This is a genomic window from Sphingomonas melonis, assembly GCF_013409985.1.
GTDB classification, from domain to species: Bacteria; Pseudomonadota; Alphaproteobacteria; order Sphingomonadales; family Sphingomonadaceae; genus Sphingomonas; species Sphingomonas melonis_A.
On the sequence record NZ_JACCBY010000002.1, the window covers coordinates 336,676 to 353,884 of the forward strand.

13 protein-coding genes are annotated in these 17,209 nt (G+C 67.4%); 6 read left to right on the forward strand and 7 right to left on the reverse strand.

What is annotated here, in order from left to right; translation table 11 throughout:
- Nucleotides 1-20: 20 nt before the first annotated feature.
- Nucleotides 21-1,256 carry an AI-2E family transporter gene (locus tag HD841_RS08240; RefSeq protein WP_179508406.1) on the reverse strand — a complete coding sequence of 412 codons (1,236 nt, stop codon included), beginning with the start codon at nucleotides 1,254-1,256 and terminating at the stop codon, nucleotides 21-23.
- 279 nt (nucleotides 1,257-1,535) lie between these two features.
- Nucleotides 1,536-3,299 carry a class I adenylate-forming enzyme family protein gene (locus tag HD841_RS08245; RefSeq protein WP_179508407.1) on the reverse strand — a complete coding sequence of 588 codons (1,764 nt, stop codon included), beginning with the start codon at nucleotides 3,297-3,299 and terminating at the stop codon, nucleotides 1,536-1,538.
- A gap of 127 nt (nucleotides 3,300-3,426) precedes the next feature.
- Here HD841_RS08245 and HD841_RS08250 point away from each other — a divergent pair, with 127 nt between their 5' ends.
- From HD841_RS08250 to HD841_RS08270, 5 genes are all read left to right on the forward strand, one after another.
- Entirely contained in the window at nucleotides 3,427-4,647 is a 1,221-nt protein-coding gene (locus HD841_RS08250; RefSeq protein ID WP_179508408.1) for a serine hydrolase domain-containing protein, read from the forward strand.
- 21 nt (nucleotides 4,648-4,668) lie between these two features.
- Entirely contained in the window at nucleotides 4,669-6,681 is a 2,013-nt protein-coding gene (locus HD841_RS08255; RefSeq protein WP_179508409.1) for a 3-hydroxyacyl-CoA dehydrogenase NAD-binding domain-containing protein, read from the forward strand.
- An 86-nt stretch (nucleotides 6,682-6,767) separates the two neighbouring features.
- The gene (locus HD841_RS08260) at nucleotides 6,768-7,958 is read left to right on the forward strand and encodes an acyl-CoA dehydrogenase family protein (RefSeq protein WP_179508410.1); all 1,191 of its coding nucleotides are present in this window, start codon (nucleotides 6,768-6,770) and stop codon (nucleotides 7,956-7,958) included.
- Nucleotides 7,959-8,054: 96 nt separating this feature from the next.
- A complete protein-coding gene (locus tag HD841_RS08265; protein WP_179508411.1) occupies nucleotides 8,055-9,179 on the forward strand; it encodes an acyl-CoA dehydrogenase family protein in 1,125 nt (374 codons plus the stop codon).
- Nucleotides 9,179-10,060 (forward strand): acyl-CoA thioesterase, encoded by an 882-nt coding sequence (locus tag HD841_RS08270; protein ID WP_179508412.1) that lies wholly within the window; start codon nucleotides 9,179-9,181, stop codon nucleotides 10,058-10,060. The genes HD841_RS08265 and HD841_RS08270 overlap by 1 nt, the downstream gene beginning before the upstream one ends.
- A gap of 70 nt (nucleotides 10,061-10,130) precedes the next feature.
- Here HD841_RS08270 and HD841_RS08275 read toward each other — a convergent pair whose 3' ends face one another.
- The 5 genes from HD841_RS08275 to HD841_RS08295 all read right to left on the reverse strand — a co-directional run bounded on the left by HD841_RS08275 (nucleotide 10,131) and on the right by HD841_RS08295 (nucleotide 15,797).
- Complete coding sequence (locus HD841_RS08275) at nucleotides 10,131-11,231, reverse strand: energy transducer TonB (RefSeq protein WP_179508413.1); 1,101 nt, start codon at nucleotides 11,229-11,231, stop codon at nucleotides 10,131-10,133.
- Between the two features lie 40 nt (nucleotides 11,232-11,271).
- Nucleotides 11,272-12,072 (reverse strand): SDR family NAD(P)-dependent oxidoreductase, encoded by an 801-nt coding sequence (locus HD841_RS08280; RefSeq protein ID WP_179508414.1) that lies wholly within the window; start codon nucleotides 12,070-12,072, stop codon nucleotides 11,272-11,274.
- Between the two features lie 20 nt (nucleotides 12,073-12,092).
- A complete protein-coding gene (locus tag HD841_RS08285; protein WP_179508415.1) occupies nucleotides 12,093-13,136 on the reverse strand; it encodes a phosphotransferase family protein in 1,044 nt (347 codons plus the stop codon).
- A 195-nt stretch (nucleotides 13,137-13,331) separates the two neighbouring features.
- Nucleotides 13,332-14,414 (reverse strand): Zn-dependent alcohol dehydrogenase, encoded by a 1,083-nt coding sequence (locus HD841_RS08290; RefSeq protein ID WP_179508416.1) that lies wholly within the window; start codon nucleotides 14,412-14,414, stop codon nucleotides 13,332-13,334.
- Nucleotides 14,415-14,534: 120 nt separating this feature from the next.
- Entirely contained in the window at nucleotides 14,535-15,797 is a 1,263-nt protein-coding gene (locus HD841_RS08295; protein ID WP_179508417.1) for an acyl-CoA dehydrogenase family protein, read from the reverse strand.
- A 153-nt stretch (nucleotides 15,798-15,950) separates the two neighbouring features.
- Here HD841_RS08295 and HD841_RS08300 point away from each other — a divergent pair, with 153 nt between their 5' ends.
- Nucleotides 15,951-17,207: a TetR/AcrR family transcriptional regulator gene (locus tag HD841_RS08300; RefSeq protein WP_179508418.1), complete on the forward strand. Its 1,257-nt coding sequence runs from the start codon at nucleotides 15,951-15,953 to the stop codon at nucleotides 17,205-17,207.
- Nucleotides 17,208-17,209: the final 2 nt, after the last annotated feature.

Here is a 17,209-nt window from a genome sequence, read left to right on the forward strand (position 1 = left end):
CGTTCCGGGGTGTCAACGGCCTAATCGTTCGTCCGGTCGCTGTCGTCCTCATTGCGCCGGCGCCGCGCCCGTTCCTGCTGCACCAGCGTGCCATGTTCAAACAGGAATCCGGCGATGTCCGGCTTGCCCGCAGCGCCGAGGACGGTCTGGATGATGATCAGCAGCGGCACCGCGAGCAGCGCCCCCGCCGTCCCCCACACCCATCCCCAGAAGCTGATCGAGACGAGGATCATCAGCGGGCTGATCGTCAGCCGATGCCCGACGATGAGCGGCGTGATCGCATTCGCCTCGACGAGGTGGCAGCCGATCATCACCGCGGGCGGCAGCATCGCCACCCAGATGTCGGTGAAGGTCATCATCCCGCCGATCGCGAGCAGGAAGGCGGCGATGATCGGCCCGAAATAGGGAATGTAGTTGAGCAGCGCGACGATCCCGCCCCACATCAACGGCGACGGCATGCCGATGAAGTACAGCACCGCCGCGACGATACCGCCGAGCGTCAGGTTGATGAGCGTGATCGTGCCGAGATAGGCCGAGACGTCGTCGACCACATCCTGGATCACCCGCGCGGTCGCCATCGCACCGTCGAAGCTGGTGCGGCCGGTGATCGTCTTCTTGCGCATGCCCGTCCAGCCGGCGAGGAAAAAGAAGACGATCAGGATGCCGAAGAAGAACTGGACGATCACCGTCGGTGCCGAGGTGGCGGCGAGTTCGAGGATCGAGCTAGGCGGCGCGACCGCCGCGGTCTGCGGCTGGCGGACCGGGGTCGAGGCGATCTGCCGGAACATCTTGTTCACCGACTTTTCGAGCGTCGAATACAGGTCGAGCAGCGGCGACAGATTGTGCTGGATGCGGCTGATCCGACTCGGCAGCAGCTGGAAGAAATCGGTGGCCGGAACGACGATCGCCGCGATCACGACATTGGCGATGATCAGGAAGACGAGGACGCAGAACAGCGCCGCGATCGCCGACGGGATGCGCCGCCGCTCCAGCCATTCGAGCACCGGCACCAACGCGATCGCAATGACCAGCGCGACGGTCAGCGGCATGAAGAATTCCGCGCCCGATTTCAGCGCGAACGGCGTGCCCAGCGTCAGGCCGATGCCGGCGATCAGCGTCAGCGCGGCGAGCAGGCGGTCGCGACGCTGCGCGATCCGCCCGATCTCGGTGCGCGAACTGGGCAGCAGGGGGGCGCCGAGCGCGACCTGTTCCTCGGGCGTGATCGGGGTCGGGACAAGGTCAGGAGCGTCGGCCATCCGACTGCTCTAGCGCATTTTCAGCCGCCGCCATCCTGCTTCTTGCAGCGGGATTGTCGCATGGGGCCGAGGCGATGGGGCTCGGTGGATTTCCCCATCCAATTCGTCACCCCGGACCCGTTCCGGAGTCCACCGGGCCGCAAGAGAACGGTGTAGGCTCAAGCCTTTCTCCTCGCCGCAGAGTCGACCCCGGAACGAGTCCGGGGTGACGGCTGGGTTTGGGCCACGACACACCCATAAAGACGCGCACCTGCGGTCGCCTAGCGTCTATCAGGCACGTCAAGCGGCGGTTGCGACCCGCTCGGCGAACAGCGCCTTGAGGTCGCGCTTGAGGATCTTGCCATTGGCGTTGCGCGGCAGCGGATCGGGCAGGAAGCGGATCGCGACCGGCACCTTGAACCCCGCGAGTCGCGCCCGGACGAAGGCCTGCAACTCCGCCTCCGTAGCCTCGCAGCCGGGGCAGAGATGGACGACCGCGGCCGGCTCCTCGCCGAGCGTGCGGTGCGGAATGCCGACCAGGGCGGCGTCGGTGACGGATGGATGCGCGTAGAGGACGTTCTCGACCTCGATCGAATAGATGTTCTCGCCGCCGCGGATGATGATGTCCTTGGCGCGGTCGGCGATGAACAGGAAGCCCTCCTCATCGATGCGCGCGATGTCGCCGGTGCGCACCCAGCCGTCGACGAAGGTCGCCGCGCTGTCCTCGGGGCGGTTCCAATAGCGCCTCACCACCATCGGCCCGCGCGCCCACAATTCGCCGATTGTGTTCGGCGGCAGGACGGTGACGCCGTCCTCGCCGCGGATCGCGATATCGGCAGTGGCGACCGGCGCACCGGCGCTGTCGGGGCGGTTGAGGTAATCCTCGCCGCTGTGGAAGGTCAGCGTCGCGGTCGTCTCGGTCATCCCCCAGCCGTTGCCGGGCAGCGCGCCGAATTCGGCATGGATACGGCGGACCAGCTCCGGCGCGGAGGGCGCGCCGCCATAAGCGATCGTATCGAGCGACGACAAATCGTAGCGGTCGCGGTCAGGATGCTCGAGCAGCTGCCAGGCGATCGTCGGCACGCCGCCGGTCATGTTGACCTTCTCGCGCTCGATCAGTTCGAGCGCGCGCGTCGCATCCCATTTGCGCAGCAGCACCATCGCCGATCCGGTCGCGATCGTCCCCATCATCCCCGCCGAACAGCCGGTGACGTGGAACAAAGGGATCACGGTCAGCGAGACGCGCGGCGCCGGCTCGGGCGGCGTCTCGCCACGCCGCAGGCAGGTGCGCGCCGCGGCATAGCCGCTCGACATGATGTTGGTCATGAAGTTGCGATGCGTGCCGACCGCGCCCTTGGGCGAACCGGTGGTGCCGCTGGTGTAGAAGATCGCGGCGAGGTCGTCGGGCGCAATGGCAGCATCAGGCAGGTCGCGCTCCGGCAGCGCAGCCCAGTCGTGCGGCGTGCCGACCAGCGTGTCCCATCGCACCGTCGATGCGGCGAGCGGCGTCGTCGCCCGCGCGACGATGACGTGGCGCAGGTCGGGCAGCGCGTCGTAGGACGGCTCGAGCCGGGCGTGGCGCTCGCCATCGGCGATCAGCACGCTGGTGCCCGAATCGCGCAGCCCATAGGTCAGCTCGGCGCCCGTCCACCACGCGTTGAGCGGCACGATGATCGCACCGATCGATGCAGCGGCGAAGAAGGCGACCGGCCATTCCGGCAGGTTGCGCATCGCCAGCGCGACCCGGTCGCCGCGGCCGACGCCGAGCGCGACCAGATGCGCCGCCAGCGCCGCGACCGCCCGATGATGCGCGGCATAGCTGACCCGCTCGTCCTCGTGGATCACGAACAGGCGGTCGCCATGGCCGCGGCTCGCCTCGATCAGGTGGCGCATCGTCGGCGGCGCGTTCTTCCACACCCGCGTCGGTACGCCGTCGATCACGGCCTCTTCCATCTCGAAACGGGCGCCCGGCGCGGTGAGCCGCTCCCGCACCTCTGCCATCGACAGCGCCGGCCATCCCGCGGGCAGCGGCACAATGGGCGTCATCAGCGGATCACTTGCCATGGAAAGGTCCTTCCTTGATCGCCGCCACCGGCCGCCGACCTTCGGTTTCGATGAAAGGTTACTGTTGATTCCGGCGCCACTCAAGGCGATATGGAGTAGAAGTTAGAGGTTGGGGTATGGCAGAACGATGACAGGCACGACCCCAGGCACGCACGGCTTTGCCCCCGAACGGCTGGCGGCGATCGATGCCTTTGTGAAGGCGCGCTATCTCGACACCGGCCGGTTGCCGCACGCGCAATTGCTGATCGCGCGCGACGGCGACATCGTCCATTTCTCGCATCAGGGGCCGGCGCGCGAGGGCGGCGCCACGCTGGACGAAGGGTCGCTGTTCCGCATCGCCTCGATGACCAAGCCGATCACCTCGATCGCGTTCATGATGCTGGTCGAGGCCGGGCTGGTCGCCCTTGATACGCCGGTCCATCACGTGCTTCCCGAATTCGAGGGTCTCGGAGTCTATCATAGCGGCGGTGGCGGGGTGCCGTTCGTCACCCGGCCGACCGCGGCGCCGATGCGGATGCTCGACCTGCTGCGCCACACGGCCGGGCTGACCTATGGCTTTCAGAACCGCTCGAACATCGACGCCGCCTATCGCGAATCGAAGATCGAGCGCTGGCATGGCGATCGCGACCTCGACGGGTTCGTCGCGGCGCTGGCCGAGCTGCCGCTCGAATATGCGCCGGGCGAAGGCTGGATCTATTCGGTCGCCACCGACGTGCTCGGCGCGGTGATCGAGCGGGTGTCGGGCCAGCGGCTCGACGACTTCTTCACGAGCCGGATCTTCACGCCGCTCGGCATGACCGACACCCTGTTCCACGTGCCGCCGGACAGGATCGACCGGCTGACCGACTGCTACGCGCTCGACCAGGACGGGACGCGCGTGATCTATGACCGCGGCGAGGCGAGCGCGTGGAGCCGGCCGCCCAAGCTGTTGTCGGGGGGCGGCGGGCTGGTCTCGACCGCGCGCGATTATCACCGCTTCTGCCGGATGTGCGAGAATGGCGGCACGCTGGAAGGCGCGCGGATCGTCGGGCGCAAGACGATCGAGTTGATGACGATGAACCATCTGCCCGGTGGTCAGGACCTCGCCGGCCTGTCGCGATCGCTGTTCAGCGAGGCGCAGAATGCCGGCACCGGCTTCGGGCTCGGCTTTGCGGTGACGCAGGACGTAGCGAAGACGATGATCCCGGGCTCGCGCGGCGAATATTATTGGGGCGGCATGTTCTCGACCGCCTTCTTCATCGATCCCGTCGAGCGGCTGCACATGGTGTTCATGACGCAGTTCACGCCATCAAGCCTCTATCCGATCCGCCGCGAGTTGAAGACGATGATCTACGCCGCGCTCAACTGACGATTAGCGAAGGACAATCCTATGACTTCACCGATCCGCCTCGAACGCCATGGCGACGTGCTCGTCATCATCGCCGACAATCCGCCGGTCAACGCACTGGGCGCGGCGGTGCGGCAGGGGCTCGAATGGGCGATCAAGGAGGGCGTCGCCGACGACATGATCGAGGCGATGGTGATCCGTTGCGACGGTCGCACCTTCTTCGCCGGCGCCGATATCACCGAATTCGGCAAGCCGATGATCGAGCCGGGCCTGCCCGCGGTGGTCGACATGATCGAGGCATCGACCAAGCCGGTGGTCGCGGCGATCCACGGCACCGCGCTCGGCGGCGGCTGCGAGGTGGCGCTCGGCTGCCATTATCGCGTCGCGGTGCCCTCGGCCAAGATCGGCACGCCCGAGGTGAAGCTCGGCCTGCTGCCCGGGGCGGGCGGCACGCAGCGGCTGCCGCGGATCGCGGGCGTCCGTGTCGCGCTCGAACTGACCGCCAAGGGCGACCCGATCTCGGCGAAACAGGCGCACGAGGCCGGGCTGATCGACCGGATCGTCGGCGAGGACAGACTCGAAGCCGATGCGATCGCCTTCGCGCGCGAGATCAAGGCCAAGCGCCCGATCCCGCGCGCATCCGAGCGCGACGCGAAGCCCGATCCCGAGGCGGTCGCCGCGTTCCAGAAGGAGAATGCCCGCCGCTTCCGTGGCTTCGACGCGCCCGCCGCCAATATTGCCTGCGTCGTCAAGGCGACCGAAGTCCCGTTCGCCGAGGGCATCGCCTTCGAGCGGCAGGAATTCATGAAGCTTATGATGGGCAACCAGTCCGCCGCGCAACGCCATATCTTCTTCGCCGAGCGGCAGGCCGCCAAGATCGACGACGTGCCCGCCGATACGCCGCGCCGCCCGATCGCCCGCGTCGGCGTGATCGGCGCCGGCACGATGGGCGGCGGCATTGCGATGAACTTCCTGTCCGCCGGCATTCCGGTGACGATCGTTGAGATGCAGCAAGAGGCGCTCGACCGCGGCGTCGCGACGATCCGCAAAAATTACGAGGCGACCGCCGCCAAGGGCCGGATGACGCCCGAACAGGTCGAGGCGGCCATGGCCGCGCTCACCCCGACGCTCGACTTCGATGCGCTCGGGCAATGCGACCTCATCATCGAGGCGGTCTATGAGAATATGGAGGTGAAGCAGGAGATCTTCACCCGGCTCGACGGCATCGCCAAGCCCGGCGCGATCCTCGCCTCCAACACCTCCTATCTCAACATCGACGAGATCGCTGCCTGCACTGCCCGACCGCAGGACGTGCTCGGCATGCACTTCTTCTCGCCGGCCAATGTGATGAAGCTGCTCGAGGTGGTGCGCGGCGCGAAGACCGCGCCGGACGTGCTCGCGACGGTCATGGACCTCGCCAAGAAGATCAGGAAGGTCGCGGTGGTCGCCGGGGTCACCTATGGCTTCATCGGCAACCGGATGCTGATGCCGCGCCAGGTCGAGGCGAACAAATTGCTGCTCGAAGGCGCTACGCCGGAGCAGATCGACCGCGTCCATGTCGCCTTCGGCATGCCGATGGGGCCGTTTCAGATGGCCGACCTCGCCGGTGTCGATATCGGCTGGCACCGCGATCCCAGCCGGATCGAGAATATCCGCGACGCGCTCGCCGCCGAGGGGCGCTGGGGGCAGAAGAAACAGGCCGGCTTCTACGATTACGACGAGAAGCGGAACCCCACCCCCTCACCCCGCGTCGCCGAGATCATCGACGAATGGCGCGCCAAGACCAACACGCCGCAGCATGAGGTCACCGACGAGGAGATCATCGAGCGGACGCTGTACACGATGGTCAACGAGGGCGCGCTGATCCTCGAAGAGGGGATGGCGCAGCGCGCGTCCGACATCGATGTGGTCTGGGTCTATGGCTATGGCTGGCCCGTGTATCGCGGCGGGCCGATGTTCTGGGCGAAGACCGAAGGCTATGACAAGGTCGTCGCCGGACTGGAGAAGCACGGCTTCCCGGTCGCCAAAAGCCTGAAGAGCGGCAGCATCAAGTAACATTCCGTTTGCCCTGAGCCTGTCGAGGGGCCGCGTGGCTCACCCTCCTTCGACAGGCTCAGGCAGAACGGCGGAGAGGACATGACATGACCGACACCGACCTCGATACCTTCCGCTCTGAAACCCGCGCGTGGCTGGCGGAGAATTGCCCGCCCGAGATGCGCGAGCCGGTGCGGTCCGACACCGACGTCTGCTGGGGCGGGCGCAATTTCACGCCGTCGTCGCCGGCGCAGAAGGACTGGCTCGACCGGATGGCAGCGCGCGGCTGGACCGTGCCCGACTGGCCGAAGGCCTATGGCGGCGGCGGGCTGTCGGCGGCGCAGACCAAGATCCTGCGCGAGGAGATGGCGGCAATCCGCGCGCGCAATCCGCTCAATTCGTTCGGCATCTCGATGCTCGGGCCGGCGCTGCTCAAATATGGCACAGAGGAGCAGAAGCTGGAGCATCTGCCCAAGATCGCCCGCGGCGAGATCCGCTGGTGCCAGGGCTATTCCGAACCCAATGCCGGGTCCGACCTTGCCGGGCTCGCCGCCAGCGCCGAGGATGCGGGCGATCATTATATCGTCAACGGCCAGAAGGTGTGGACCAGCTATGCCGACAAGGCCGACTGGATCTTCTGCCTGGTGCGCACCAGCAAGACGTCGAAACAGGGCGGGATCAGCTTCGTGCTGTTCGACATGGCCTCGCCGGGCGTCTCGACCAAGCCGATCCTGCTGATCAGCGGCTATTCGCCGTTCTGCGAGACCTTCATGGACAATGTGAAGGTGCCCAAGGCGAACCGCATCCATGACGAGAACAAGGGCTGGGACGTTGCCAAATATCTGCTCGGCCATGAGCGGGAGATGATCTCGGGGATGGGACTGGCGACCGGCGGGCGCAATCCGCTGGTCGAGGGCGCGATCGCGACGATCGGGCTCGATCATGACGGGCGGCTTGCCGATCCGGTGCTGCGCACGCAGATCGCCCTGTTCGAAGTGCGGGCGAAGGCGTTCGCGGCAATGTCCGAACGGTTCATCGACGAGCTGAAGGCGGGGCGCGCGCATCCGGCGCAGCCGAGCATGATGAAATATGTCGGCACCGAGTTGAACAAGGATCGCTACGAATTGATGATGGCCTCGGGCGGGTCGGACGCGCTCGAATGGGAGAGCGAGCGCTCGCGCACCGGCGCGATGCCCCGCGCCTGGCTGCGCACCAAAGCCAATTCGATCGAGGGCGGGACGAGCGAGATCCAGCTCAACATCATCGCCAAGCGGATCCTGGAGCTGCCCGGCGCCTGATCCCCTTGTGCCCTGCGCAGGCAGGAGCCCAGAGCCACATAGCGGAACGCTGGGAACCCTGGGTTCCGGCTTCCGCCGGAACACGAAAGTTTCCCGATGCCCCTCTACCTCAACGACGAACAGACGATGCTCCGCGATACGGCGAAGGACTTCATCGCCGAACACGCCCCCGTCAGCCATTTGCGGTCCTTGCGCGACGGCAACGACCCGACCGGCTTCAGCCGCGACCTGTGGAAGCAGTTCGCCGAGATGGGGCTCAACGGCGTGCTGATCCCCGAGGCGCAGGGCGGCCTCGGCCTCGGCCATGTCGAGGCGGGCGTGGTGCTGGAGGAGATCGGTCGCAATTTGTCCCCCTCCCCCTTCCTCGCCACCGCCGTCGCGGCGGTCGAGGCGCTGAGGGGCTCGGCGCAGGCGGAGCGCTGGTTCCCCCGCATCATCACCGGCGATACGGTGGCGGCGCTGGCGATCGACGAGGGCGCCAAGCATCGCGACCGGATCGCGATGACCGCAGAGCGCGCGGGCAACGGCTTCCGCCTGACCGGCGCAAAGCAGTTCGTCACCCACGGCCATGTCGCCGACCTGCTGATCGTCGCGGCGCGCACCGCGGGGTCGCCCGACGATGCCGAGGGCGTCACGCTGTTCGCGGTGCCGAAGGACGCCGCCAACCTCACCGCGACTCCCGAGCGGCTCGCCGATTCGAGTCTCGCCGCGCGGATCGCGTTCGAGGGTGTCGAGGTCGACGCGGATGCGGTTATCGGTGAGGTCGATGGCGGACGCGGGCCGCTCGACCGGCTGTTGCGCGCGGGCCGGACCGGCGCCGCGGCAGAGCTGCTCGGCGTCGGTGGCGGCGCGATGGACATGACCGTCGGCTATCTCAAGGAGCGCAAGCAGTTCGGCGTGGCGATCGGCAGCTTCCAGGCGCTCCAGCATCGTGCCGCGCATCTCTATGCCGAGATGGAGGTGGCGCGCGCGGCAGTGCTCAAGGCACAGCAATTGCTCGATACCGATGCCGTGGCCGACGGGGCAGTCTCGGTCGCCAAGGCGATGACCGGCATGGCGACGACGCTTTCGGTGCAGGAAGGCATCCAGATGCACGGCGGTATCGGCATGACCGACGAATATGATATCGGGTTCTACATGAAGCGCGCGCGGGTTCTGGTGGAGATGTTCGGCGACATCGGCTTCCATGCCGATCGGCTCGCCAAGGCGGCGGGGTATTGATGCCGGAGCGGACTCCCGAACAATTGGCGGCGATGCTGGTCACGCTGCTCGATATCGAGGAGATCGACACCGATTTGTACCGCGGGCCGCGCCAGCCCGGCGGGCGCGGCCGCGTGTTCGGTGGACAGGTGATCGCGCAGGCGTTGCAGGCGGCGCAGCGCTCGGTCGAGGGCAAGGACGCGCATTCGCTCCACGCCTATTTCATGCGGCCGGGCGACGAGAATTTCCCGATCATCTATCAGGTGATGCGCGACTTCGACGGCCGCAGCTTCGCGACGCGGCGCGTGGTCGCGTTGCAGAAGGGGCAACCGATCCTGAACCTCGCCGCCTCGTTCCAGACGCCGGAGGACGGGCTGCACCATCAGGACGCGATGCCCGACGTGCCGGGGCCGGAGACGCTCAAGTCGGAACGCGAGCTGCGCCTCGCCATCGCCCATCAGGTGCCCGAACCGGTGCGCGAGGTCTTCACCCGCCGGCAGAATGCGATCGAGATGCGGCCGCTCTACCCGCGCAGCTGGTTCGCGCCGGAGAAACGCGCGCCCAACAATGCCGCCTGGTTCCGCACCGCCGCGCCGATCGGCGACGATCCGGCGATCCATCGCGCCGCGCTCGCCTACGCCTCCGACATGGCACTGCTCGCCACCTCGATGATGCCGCACGGCGTCAACTGGCTGATGCCCGAGATGCAGACCGCCAGCCTCGACCACGCCCTGTGGATTCACGAGCCGTTCCGTGCGGACGAGTGGCTGCTCTACACGACCGACAGCCCCTGGGCGGGCCACGCCCGCGGCATGAACCGCGGCAGCATCTTCACGCAGGACGGGCGGCTGGTCGCGACCACCGCACAGGAAGGGCTGATCCGCCGCCGCCCGACGGCGTAGGACGAGTCGACATTCCAATCTCGCGCCCCCCGCCAGGAGAGGACTTCGCCGAAAGTTGGTGTCGATGCGGCTAGTCCGCGTCGGCCGACCGTACCGGGTCACCGGGCTTGTGGATGCGGTAGATCACGCGTTCGATGCAGCCGGTGTAGCCGTGCGGCGAGGGTTTGAACGTGAGGTTGCCGATCATCGCGGTCGCCGCCTCACCGAAGTCGCTGGCCGGTTCCGCTGCGAGCGTGCGGATATTGCCGGTCGCCCCCCATGAGGCGACATCGAAGGCAATGATCGCCCAGCCTTCGATATGGCGGCGGTTATAGGGCTCGGGATAGCGCAGCACCGGCTTGCGGTCGAAATCATGCTCCTTCGGGCAGGTCGCGTCGGCGGGGCGAACGCTGTCCTCCTCCGGCGGCACGGGCGCGGGCAAGGTCGCGGGCGCCTTCCAATACGGATAGAAGCATCCCGTCCGCGCGCCGCGCTCGAACCGCGACCGTGCGACCGCGCGCACCGCCGCCGCATCGAAGCCGGCCGCACCGCTGTCGGCGATCATATGCGGCCTGATCGGCTTGCCGGCGCGATCGAGATCGTAGCCGACCATCGTCCAGCTGCGATAGCCCGGCTGATCGGGCAGCGCCTTGAAGTCGGGGAAGGCGCGCAGCAGCACGTCGGGCGCCGGGTCGGTGCAGGTCGAATTGTCGGGCCGGATGCGGTCCCACAGCCCACGCGGGGGCGCCGCGCCCGGCACAAGCGTATAGGCGATCAGGTCGGCACGCGATGCGGTGCCGATCGCTTCGTGCCGCGCGGTGAAGGTGACGGTGCAGCGGGTCCGCGCCGCGCCCGGTGCGAAGCGGCTCGCCGCGAATGCAGGGACGACGTCGTCGGCGAAGGGCACGTATCCCGTCACCGTACGCGTGATCGATAGCGGCCGCCCCGTCGGGTCGATGCGGAAATCGAGCGTGACCGGGCGGAAGCCGGCGACGTCTCCCCAGCCGAGCGCGCGATCCGGATCGGCGGCACGAACGACCCGCTCCGCGCGCACGGTGTCGCCTTGCCCGCGGCACAGCACCGGGCTCATCGCCCAGCTGACGAGCGCCTGCCCCGCAGGCGATGTGGGCGGTGCCGGCACACTCATGGGAGCGGACGCGGCCAGAGCGGAGACGGTGACGAGCGTGATCATGTCGTCATCCTGATACGCCAACGTGACGGCAGCAAGTCGCTTATACCGCGGTCCTGCCATAGTCCTGACGGGTGACCGGATGGCTCGACGACAGGCCGCCGTCGACCGCAATCGCCTGGCCGTTGACGTAGCTGGCATCGTCGGAGGCGAGGAACAGCGCAACCCGGGCAAGCTCCTCCGGCTGCGCGCCACGCCGCAACGGATTGAGGCGGCCGATCCGGTCCGTCTTGCCGGCGTCGCGGGCATAATCGAACACCGGCTGCGTCATGCCCGTCTCCGTCAGGCCGGGGCAGAGCGCGTTGACGCGAACGTTGCTGCCCGACAATTGCTGTGCGGCGACTGCGGCGAGATTGATCACGCCCGCCTTCGACGCGGAATAGGCGGGCGAGCCTGCGCCGGACCGCAGACCGGCGACGCTGGCGGTGAGCACGATCGCCCCGCCGCCCCGTTCGGCGATGCGCGGCGCGGCATGTTTGATCGCGAGCAACGGCCCGATCAGGTTGACGCGCAGCACCTCGGCGATCAGCGCGACATCGGTATCGAAGATATTGGCCATGCCACCCGATATGCCGGCATTGGCGAACATCACGTCGAGACCGCCGAACGCATCCCCGGCCAGCGCCACGGCGCGGACGACGTCGCCTTCGTCACCCGCATCGATGCGGATCGCGCGGGCGATACCGCCGGCCGCGGCGATGAGTGCCGCGGTTTCCTCGACGCTTTCGCTGCGGTCCGCGACGATGACGCGACCACCTTCCGCGGCGAAGAGGCGCGCGGCGGCGCGACCGATGCCGCTGCCGGCGCCGGTGACAATGATCGATCGATCGGTGAAGCGGGCCATGGCGTCTCTCCCTTGCTGGTTCAGGCTCCTGCGGCCTGCGCGAAATGCCAGCTCGCCGCGGCCAGGCGGTAGACCTGCGCCGCAGACCGTTCCGCCTGCGCGCTCGACGCAGTGCCGTCGACGATCCGTTTCTTGATGCCCTGCACGATGCCGGTCAGGCGGAAGAGATTGTAGGCGAAATACCAGTTGAGGTCGGGCACGCCGTCGCGGCCGGTGCGCGCGCAATAGCGCTCCATCATCGCCTCGATCGTCGGGATGCCGGTGTCCGGGCCCGTCATCCCCTTCACGCCGGAGCGTCCCTCGGGCTCGGTGACCCAGCTCATCAGGAAATAGGAGAAATCGGCCAGCGGATCGCCGAGCGTCGACAGCTCCCAGTCGAGCACGGCGAGGACGCGCGGCTCGGTCGCATGGAAGATCATGTTGTCGATCCGGTAATCACCATGGACGATCGACGTGCGCGTCTGATCGGGAATGGTGCGCGGCAGGAAGGCGATGAGGCGTTCGACCTCGGGCATCACCTCGGTCTCGCTGGCGCGATATTGCTTCGTCCAGCGCTCGACTTGGCGGGCGAAATAGTTGCCGGGTTTGCCGTAATCGCCGAGCCCAGCGGCGGCATAGTCGGTGTTGTGGAGATCGGCGAGCGTATCCACCATCGCCTCGTACAGACGTGTTCGCTCGACAGGGTCGAGGCCGGGCAAGGTGCCGTCCCAGAGGTTGCGGCCCTCGACCAGCGCCATGACGTAGAACATCGCGCCGATGACGCTCTCGTTGGTGCACAGGCCATAGGGCTTGGCGACGGGGAAGCCGGTCGGGTGGATGCCGGCGATCAACCGATATTCGCGGTCGACGGCGTGCGCCGACGGGAGCAACGTACCGAACGGCTTGCGGCGCAGGACATAGGCTCCCGACGGACTGTCGATCCGATAGGTCGGGTTGGACTGGCCGCCGGCGAACTTGGCATAGGTCAGCGGCCCGGTGAAACCGGCGACGTTCGCCTCCATCCAGCGGGTGAGATTGGCCTCGTCGAGGCGGTCCTTGTCGGTGACGGGGATGGTGTCGGTCATGTTATCGTCCGGTTCCCGTGGTTTGCTGGCGGTCGCGCAAGCGCCGCGAAATGTCCTCGTCCAACCCGTCGTCCCGGACCCGGTCCGGGGTCCACTCTGCGGCGAGGCCCGCCGTGCATGCCGCTCGCCATTCTCCGGTTGCCCGGTGGACCCCGGAACAGGTCCGGAGTGACGGGGAGAAGGCGGCGGGGTGGCTCACCCGAAGGTGATCACGGTGCGTGTCGCGTCGCCCTTGCGGAGCTCGGCAAAGGCATGGTTGATCCGGTCGAGCGGCAGGCGCTCGGCGATGATCGTGTCGAGGTCGAGCGCCCCGCGCAGGTAGAAATCGACCAGCCGCGGAATATCGACCGGGAAGCGGTTGCTGCCCATCAGGCCGCCCTGCAATCGCTTGCCCGACAGCAGATCGATCGCCGACAGGCCGACCGTTTCGGTCGGCGGCAGCATGCCGAGGATCGTCGCGGTGCCGCCACGGCGCAGGACCTTGACCGCGGTGGCGGCGCTCTGCGGCCGGCCGACCGCCTCGATCGCGTGATGGACGCCGCCGCGGGTGAGCTCGATCACCTCGTCCGCCGCGGTCGGCGAGCCGGCATCGAGACTATGGGTCGCGCCGAGCTTCTCGGCGAGCGCGCGCTTTTCGGGAACGGGATCGAGCGCGATGATCCGCGCGGCGCCTGCGATCTTCGCGGCATTGACCGCGGCAAGGCCGATGCCGCCGCAGCCGACGACGCACACGGTTTCGCCGGGCGTGACATCGGCCGTGTTGAACACCGCCCCCGCCCCGGTGGTCACCGCACAGCCGAGCAAAGCCGCGCGATCGAGCGGCATGTCGCGGTCGATCGCGACGCAGGCGTGCTCGTGGATCAGCATCTGTTCGGCATAGGCCGACAGGTTGAGCATCTGTGCCACGGGTCGGTCGCCGAGCATCAACCGCGGCGCGGCGCCCCTCGGTCGGCGCACCGCAGGATCGACGCACAGTGACAGGCGCCCGGTGACGCAGAATTCGCACTGGCCGCAATAGGCGGACAGGCAGGTGACGACATGATCGCCCACCTTCACCGTACGTACCTCGCTGCCGATCGCCTCGACGACGCCGGCGGCTTCGTGGCCGGGGATGGTGGGCAGCGCGTGCGGGTAGATGCCATCGACGAAATGCAGGTCGGAGCGACACACGCCGACCGCCGCGGTGCGGATGAGCACCTCGTGCGCGGCCGGAGCGGACACGGTGACGTCCTCGATGCTGAGCAGCTGTTCGGGCTCGAAGAGGATGGCGGCTTTCATGGGTTTATCCTGTGCACGTCGTCGCGGGGCGGCCTGGCCGTCCCTTGTTCGTCATCCCGGCCTCCGCCGGGATGACGAAAGGGGAAAGAGGTATCGAATGAGGGACACAGGCCGCGCCCTTCACCGCACCGGCCGCTCGGCCGCATAATCCCCATATTTGCCGAACTCCGCGCGTGCGATCGCCCGGTTGTGGACCTCGTCCGGGCCGTCGGCGAAGCGCAGCGTACGCATCGCCGCCCAGGCGTGGGCGAGGTGGAAGTCTTGGCTGACGCCGCCGCCGCCATGCGCCTGGATCGCATCGTCGAGCATTTGCAACGCCATGTTGGGCGCGGCGACCTTGATCATCGCGATCTCGAGTTGCGCCGATTTGTTGCCGGCCTTGTCCATCATGTCCGCCGCCTTGAGGCAGAGCAGCCGGGTCATCTCGATGTCGATCCGGGCCTTGGCGATCCGCTGCTCCCACACCGAATGGTCCGCGATCCGCTTGCCGAAGGCGACGCGCGACAGCAGCCGCTTGGCCATCGCCTCGATCGCCGTCTCGGCAACGCCGATGGTGCGCATGCAATGATGGATGCGCCCCGGCCCGAGCCGCCCTTGCGCGATCTCGAACCCCCTGCCCTCGCCGAGCAGCACGTTCTCGGCCGGCACGCGGACGTCCTTCATCACCACCTCGCCATGACCGTGCGGCGCATGGTCGTAGCCGTAGACGGTCAGCATCCGCTCGATCGTGACGCCCGGCGCGTCCATCGGCATCAGGATCATGCTCTGCTGCGCGTGGCGCTTGGCAGAGGTGTCGGTCTTGCCCATCACGATCGCGACCTTGCAGCGCGGATCGCCGACCCCGCTCGACCACCATTTGCGGCCGTTGATGACGTAATGATCGCCGTCGCGGACCATCGAGGTCTCGATATTGGTCGCATCGGACGAGGCGACCGCAGGCTCGGTCATCAGGAAGGCGGAGCGGATCTCGCCCTGCATCAGCGGCGCCAGCCAGCGCTCCTTCTGCTCGCGCGTGCCGTAGCGGTGGAGCACCTCCATATTGCCGGTGTCCGGTGCCGAGCAGTTGAACACCTCGGACGCCCAGCCGATCTTGCCCATCTCCTCGGCGCACAAGGCATATTCGAGGTTGGTGAGTTGCGTGCCTTCGAACGCGAAACTGTCGTCGACATGCGTCTGGCCGGATTTGGGCGGCATGAAGAAATTCCACAGCCCGGCGGCCTTCGCCTTTTCCTTACAGTCTTCGATAACCGGAATGACCTTCCAGCGCTCGCCCGCATGCTCCTGCGCATCGTGTTCGGCCTGGCGCGGGCGGATCTCTTCATCGATGAAGGCGCGCACCCGGTCGCGGAAATAGGTCTCGCGTTCGCTCAGCGTGAAGTCCATGCGCCTCTCTCCGACGTGTTTGCGCGCCGGCCTAGACCGTACCGCACATTCGGTAAAGTGCCGGCGGCGGCGTCAAAGAGAGCATTTCACGACCGACCGTTCGCGCCTGAGAAAACACTGTTTCTTCTAAAGCGGCCTTGGTAGACGGGCGGGATGGATCAGACGGAGGCGGACGCCCGCGGCGTCACGGTGGACGAAGAACAGGGCACGAAGCGTTTCCGCGCGAAACGCGACGCGATCCTTGCGGCCGCGGCCGAGGCGATCAACGAGCAGAGCGCCAAAGGGATGACCTTCGCCGACGTGGCACGCCGCGTCGGGCTGAATACCACCAGCGTGACCTATTATTTCAAGCGCAAGGAAGATCTGGCCGCCGCGGCATTTGAGCACACGCTCGATCAACTGCTGGCGATGATCGACGAAGCCGGCGCCGAACCGACTCCCCGCGAGCGCGTACGGCGCTATCTGACGCTCAACATGGAGCGGCTGGCGCGGGTGCAGCGCGGCGAGGAGCGCGCGATGGCGGTGCTGTCCGACCTGCGCGCCACGGAAGAGCCGAACCGTACCCGATTGATGAATCGCTGGCGCGAAGTGTTCCGGCGGACGCGCGGGCTGTGGGGTCCGCCGGCCAATCGCGCCGAGACCGACCTGTTCGGCGCGCGTGCGCACGTGCTGCTTGAGAATACCTTCTGGCTGCCGGTCTGGCTGGTCCGCTACGAACCCGATCAATATGCGCGGGTCGAGGCGCGGCTGATGGACGTGTTCGACCATGGCATCGCGGTGCCCGGCGCACGTTGGGCACCGCAGCCGATCGACCTGACGCACGAGGACAGCGAGCCCGGCCGCGCCGCCTTCCTGCTCGCGGCGACGCGGCTGATCAACGAACTGGGCTATCGCGGTGCCTCGGTGCAGCGGATCGCCGCGGAACTGAACGTCACCAAGGGCAGCTTCTATCATCATCTCGACGCCAAGGACGATCTGGTCATCGCCTGCTACCGGCGCAGCTTCGACACGATCTCCGATGCGCAGCGGCTGGCGGACGACGCGGGCGGCACGCACTGGCAGCGGCTGACGAGCACGATCGCGACCTTGCTCGACGTGCAGTTCGCCGAGCGCACGCCGCTGCTGCGCACGACCGCGCTCTCGGGACTGCCCGGCGTGGTGCGCACGGCGATGGTCGACCGCTCAAACCGGATCGCGCGGCGGTTCGCTGGCACGATGATGGACGGCATCGCCGAAGGATCGATCCGCGCCGTGGATGCGCTGGTCGCGGCACAGGCGCTGATGGCATTGCAGAATGCCGCGTTCGACATGCGCAAATGGGCGGCGGCGATGCCGCGCGAGCGGGCGGTGGCGATCTATGCCTCGACCCTGCTGTTCGGCCTGTTCGACGATCGGGCGCTGGCGGGCTGACC